This is a genomic window from Stecheria intestinalis (genome assembly GCF_009696165.1).
Lineage (GTDB): Bacteria > Bacillota_I > Bacilli_A > Erysipelotrichales > Erysipelotrichaceae > Bulleidia > Bulleidia intestinalis.
In genome coordinates this window covers 1-3,530 of the sequence record NZ_VUMN01000062.1, presented here as the reverse complement: position 1 = coordinate 3,530, position 3,530 = coordinate 1, and the positions used below count along the sequence as shown (strand labels likewise).

The 3,530-nt window shown below is 47.9% G+C and carries 4 protein-coding genes; all 4 read left to right on the top strand.

Going from position 1 to position 3,530, the window contains the following annotated elements; genetic code table 11:
• Positions 1 to 185 precede the first annotated feature (185 nt).
• The 4 genes from FYJ51_RS13985 to FYJ51_RS13325 are packed head-to-tail and all read left to right on the top strand — an operon-like array spanning position 186 to position 3,402.
• Complete coding sequence (locus tag FYJ51_RS13985) at positions 186 to 881, top strand: DUF6431 domain-containing protein (protein WP_408022624.1); 696 nt, start codon at positions 186 to 188, stop codon at positions 879 to 881.
• Positions 766 to 2,172, top strand: a complete 1,407-nt coding sequence (locus FYJ51_RS13335) for a DDE-type integrase/transposase/recombinase (RefSeq protein WP_154506012.1) — start codon at positions 766 to 768, stop codon at positions 2,170 to 2,172. The genes FYJ51_RS13985 and FYJ51_RS13335 overlap by 116 nt, the downstream gene beginning before the upstream one ends.
• Positions 2,173 to 2,195: 23 nt before the next feature.
• Positions 2,196 to 2,999: an ExeA family protein gene (locus FYJ51_RS13330; protein WP_205946346.1), complete on the top strand. Its 804-nt coding sequence runs from the start codon at positions 2,196 to 2,198 to the stop codon at positions 2,997 to 2,999.
• A complete protein-coding gene (locus tag FYJ51_RS13325) occupies positions 2,992 to 3,402 on the top strand; it encodes a hypothetical protein (RefSeq protein WP_154506010.1) in 411 nt (136 codons plus the stop codon). Before FYJ51_RS13330 ends, FYJ51_RS13325 begins: the two co-directional genes overlap by 8 nt.
• Positions 3,403 to 3,530: the final 128 nt, after the last annotated feature.

The window sequence follows — 3,530 nt, the reverse complement described above, 5'->3', positions numbered from 1 at the left end:
GTGTTACGCCTCTAATATGATGTCAATCTTCAGCTCAGGTTGTTTGTCCCTGGGCTGCTCTTTATAATGGGCATTAATTGAGAAAGGAAAAGTCCCGGAGTGACCTTTTATCTGGGCGATAAACACTCTGGGACCTGGTATTAAAACCATGGTCATTATATCAGATTTTGATGTAGAAGAAATCTCTGCAGAAGGTCAGAGTCTTTTTAGTAAAGAGTAATGAGACCTGCGTCTGTCCTGTATGCCGGTCGGAACTACTGGCGCGTGATTCGGTAAAGCGTAAAGTAAGAGGCACAAATGGCGGAATAACGACTTATCTCATCAGACGTCTGAAGTGCACAAATTCCTCGTGCAGCCACATTCATAGAGAATTGCCTGACTTCTGCATTCCTTACCGGAGATATGAATCGATTATCATCGAAGAAGCAGTTGATGATGTCATTCACTTCGGAGATTCTGATGTAGGCGAATACCCATGCGAGCGGACATTCAGCCGCTGGAAGTCATGGGAAGAAGAGAACAGACAGCAGATTGATGGAAATCTGAATTCCATCTTCTCACACTTTGACTCCTCCGGATCAAGCCTGCGGGATGGAGTCGTTTCATTACTCGAAGACTTCAGGAAACGCAGAGGCGGATGGCTTTCAGAAATCTATCGTGCCATCATCAATTTCGGCTCTTCTCTTCCAAATGGCAGTGCACCTGTTCTGTCAGGATGTCTTCCGGGATCTGAGCTACCCTCTTCTCAGAAGGAGGAGCAGCACAATGAGCAGCCCGAAAACCGAAGATTGGCAGAATGCAGAGGCACTGAGAAGATTCCAGATGATAGCCCCTCTGATGGATCAGACCCTGGACTCTGCCAGGAAAACAGCGACCCGTAGAACAATTGCGGATGATAACGGCATATCCGTGAAGACAATCCGGAGATATGAATCAGCCTTTCGAAGCAAAGGCTTTTCAGGTCTGATGCCGAAGTCGCGGAAAGGATCAATTGACCGGCGTCTTCCGGAGAATTACTCCGAATACGTGCAGGAAGCGATCATCCTGAAGAAAGAAGTGCCTTCAAGATCTGTCAGCCAGATCATTACGATCCTGGAGGGAGAAAGAAAAGCTCCGGAAGGCGTGCTGAAGAGATCTACTCTTCAGCGTCATCTGTACGCAGCAGGATTCGGAGAGAAACAGATGAAGAAGTATCGTGAAGATCAGCGGAGCACGACTGCTGTGAAGCGATTCTGCAAGCCTCATCGGATGATGCTTGCCCAGGCAGATATCAAATACGGGGTCGGCATCCTGGTCTCTGCAGACGGGAAGAAGAAAACTGCATATCTGTCATCGATCATAGACGATCATTCCCGGTATATTCTGGCCAGCGAATGGTACGAGAAGGAAGACGAATATGCAGTTACAGACGTGTTCCGGAAAGCGATTCTGAACTATGGAACATTTGACAGATGCTATACGGATAACGGCAGTGTCTATGTATCAGGCCAGCTCCGGACCAGCTGCGCAAAGCTGGGGATCCGCCTGATCCGTGCAAAGCCCTACAGCGGTAAAAGTAAGGGAATCATAGAACGATTTCATCAGACCGTAGATCAGTTCATTGCCGAGGTGAAGCTGAAGAAAATCAGCAGTCTGAATGAGATCAACCGGCTGTGGAAGATCTTCGTCGAGGAGTACTATCACAAGAAACCGCATGAGGGGATCCGGGAATATTACCTTTCTCTGAATCGCCAGGTACCGTCAGAAGGAATCACCCCTCTGCAGGAATGGAATCGTGATACCCGCCAGCTGGTCTTCCTGGACAAAGACATCGTCGGTGAAGCATTCCGATTCCATGAGAGCAGAATCGTAGACCGCGGCGGACTCATCAGTTTCAAAGGCAGGAAATATGAAGCCGGGGCATCTCTCATCGGAGCACAGGTTGAGATCAGTTATGATCCCAGAGCAGATACTGATATCACCATTCATTACAAGGAGATGGAGCCATTTACTGCAAAACCTGTTTCCATCGGTTCCTTCTGTGCGAAGGATCCTGCTGTTCCGGAAGCCATGACGGATGCCGTTCCTTCAACTTCCAGATTCCTTGATGTCATAGAGAAGAGATACCAGGAAACACAGGGCAAGCTGGCAGACGCAATTTCCTACAGCAGCTACAGAAAGGACGGTGAGTAACCATGTATGAAGAGTTCTATGGAATGAAACGGACACCGTTTGTCAGAAACATTCCTTCCGAAGAATTATATGAATCTCCGGCAATGGCTGAAGCGTTCGCAAGGCTGAACTATGCGGCAGACCGGCAGCTGTTTGCAGTACTGACGTCAGATGCAGGATGCGGCAAATCCACCCTGATCCGCAGATTCAATGATAATCTGCCGAAAGACCGATATATTCTGCTCTACGTATCTGATTCAAAGCTGACGCCGAAATGGCTGTACAAGAGCCTTCTGGATCAGCTTGGCCTGGAAGCAGGATTCTACAGAGGAGACGCAAAGCGATTACTGCAGAAGCAGATTGAAATCATCCGTACCAAGGAACACCGGAAAGTCGTCTGCGTTCTTGATGAAGCCCATCTGCTGGAAAAGGAAACGCTGGAAGAGTTCAGGTTCCTGCTGAACTCCGCCTTTGATTCTGAGAGCCAGATGGCCCTGATTCTGGTCGGCCAGAATGAACTCTGGGACCAGAAGCTGCGTTATAAGCGGTATGCCGCAATCAGGCAGAGAATCGATATTACCTGCATTCTTCCGCATCTGGATCTGTCGCAGACCCAGATGTACATCGATTCCAATCTGCACTATGCAGGGATCAGTAATCCTCTGTTTACAGGAAAGGCAGTAGAGGAAATCTGCAAATCCTCTACCGGAATTCCGAGAATCATCAACCGGGTCTGTGATAAATGTCTTACCTATGCAAGTCAGCAGCGGCAGAAGCTGATTGATGAACACCTTGTACAGCATGTAACCCAGCACGAAATGCTTACTTTCGGAGAAAACCATGACTGAAGAAATTGAATGCCACGGCATATGCGAATACTGCCCGGAAAAGAGAATCTGCAGAGAATACAATCGGGATAACATCATGTATCAGATGCTTATCGACGATCTGATCGAATCCATCAAAGATCAGAATCTGGAGATCATAGCACTGAGGAGACTGCTGATGCGCTACATCAGGCCGGAATACAGAGATGGGCTGCAGGATGATATATTCTCGGCTCTGTATCCGCAGACTGTTCCGATCTCCTATGACAGTTACATTCAGGAATTCTATCGCGGAAGAGATCCGTTTGATGAACCTGGATACATTAGGGAGATGAAGAAATACGCTTCCGGAAAGATGACGCAGTACCATCCGAATATCTATCGCGAAGCAATTAAGACCAGAACCAGAACCAGATCCAGATGAAACAGATAAAGCTCGGGAAACCGAGCTTTATCAGTCCGAACATCAATTCTTTCCGGAGACACGAAGATGAGCAGTTTCCGGACATCAGACCAGATCAGATACGGGACATTTCAGAAGAGCAGTAACAT